General features: G+C 68.0%; 2 protein-coding genes. One reads left to right on the top strand and one right to left on the bottom strand.

Annotation, left to right across the window (positions count from 1 at the left end; translation table 11 throughout):
* On the bottom strand, window positions 1–343 hold a 343-nt coding region (locus tag G3I40_RS09935; protein WP_164301786.1), incomplete at its 3' end, for a leucine zipper domain-containing protein.
* A 141-nt stretch (window positions 344–484) separates the two neighbouring features.
* Between G3I40_RS09935 and G3I40_RS09930 the strand changes: the two genes are divergently transcribed.
* Complete coding sequence (locus tag G3I40_RS09930; RefSeq protein WP_164301785.1) at window positions 485–751, top strand: hypothetical protein; 267 nt, start codon at window positions 485–487, stop codon at window positions 749–751.
* Window positions 752–949 lie beyond the last annotated feature (198 nt).

The following is a 949-nucleotide window of genomic DNA, read 5'->3' as shown; positions in this document are numbered from 1 at the left end:
GCCGGGCGAGCTGGTAGCGGGTCAGGACGCGGTGGACGGTCGAGGGCACCAGGCCGAGCAGGTGAGCAATGCGTGCCGGTCCCCAGCGGCGCAGGACACGGACTTTGATGATCCGGCGTTCGGTGCGGGTCGGTGTCCGGTCCGGGCTGTGACGGGGGCGGCTGGAGCGGTCGCTCATGCCGGCCTCGCCCAGGGCACGGTAGCGGCCGGCCCAGCGCTGGGCGGTGGTGGGCGAGACCTGAAAGCGTTCCGCGGCCCGGCGCAGCGGCCAGCCGTCATGGACCACGCAGCGGGCCAGCCGCAGCCGTCCGGTCTCGGTCAGAGGTGCATTACGGTGGGGCACGAGGGCCTTTCTGTTGCTGGTGCAGATGTCGCAATCCACACCAGGCCAGAAGGCCCTCACCCATTTCAAGATCGATCAGCCGTGAACCCTGTCACTGTCCACAACCTCCCCGGACAGAACAGCTAGTCCGACCTCCCCGCGATGCCAGATGACGCCTCGAGACTGCCACCCGAGGGCGTGCCGCGCACGCCCTCCGCGCAGCACCGGCGCGCCCGCGACCAACTGCTCGCCGCGGGCGTCGCGGAAGGACTGCTGCGCGGCGACGTCAGCGGACGGATCGCCCTCCGCGACAACGGACACGGCGGTCACGTGGCGCGCGGGCCCACCTCGCACGATGTGTTCCCCGAGCAGATCACGCCCGATTTGAACAGTGCGGATTTCGCGGAGCAGTCGTCATTGATCAACTAAATCCGCACTATAAAACCCTCGCGACGGCTGTATAGCATTCCGGCGACGCGCATAAGCTGCGGAAATCGAAGATCAATGTGGGGGTCTCGCATGCCCAGATTCACTGATCGCGAGCTCGGAATGAGACGGAAGATCACTCGCCGTGACTTCCTCGACGGGGTGGCCGTCACCGCTGCCGGCGCGGTCGTCGCCGGCGCC

The organism is Streptomyces sp. SID14478, from assembly GCF_010548525.1.
GTDB lineage: Bacteria > Actinomycetota > Actinomycetes > Streptomycetales > Streptomycetaceae > Streptomyces.
This window is presented reverse-complemented; position numbering and strand designations above follow the sequence as displayed.